A 353-nucleotide genomic window follows, 5' to 3' on the forward strand; every position below is an offset into this window, starting at 1 on the left:
TGATATACGCTGAATTATCAGGAGACTTTCCCTTGGGAGATTCTAGGCAGCCAACTTATAAAAGTCTTCGGCCATTTGATTTGGTGTCTTAAAACCCAAACCCTTTTGAATTCTTCGATGATTATAAAATAACTCAATGTATTTTATAATATCTGCTTTGGCTTCTTCTCTGGTTTGATAGTTGTAATGATGCACTAACTCATTTTTCAGTATTCCCCAAAAGCTTTCAATCGGTGCATTATCGTAACAGTCTCCGCGCTTGCTCATTGAACCTTGAAAACCATATTGCTCAAGTATATTTCGATATTCATGGCTGCAATATTCACTTCCTCTGTCTGAATGCACAATCAGTT

At 36.8% G+C, this 353-nt stretch carries 1 protein-coding gene; it reads right to left on the minus strand.

Features of this window, described 5'->3' with window-relative positions; translation table 11 throughout:
- Positions 1-42: 42 nt before the first annotated feature.
- On the minus strand, positions 43-353 hold a 311-nt coding region (locus tag AVJ20_RS18135), incomplete at its 5' end, for an IS3 family transposase (RefSeq protein WP_162689823.1).

It is taken from the genome of Acinetobacter sp. CFCC 11171 (assembly GCF_003268405.1).
GTDB lineage: Bacteria > Pseudomonadota > Gammaproteobacteria > Pseudomonadales > Moraxellaceae > Acinetobacter > Acinetobacter amyesii.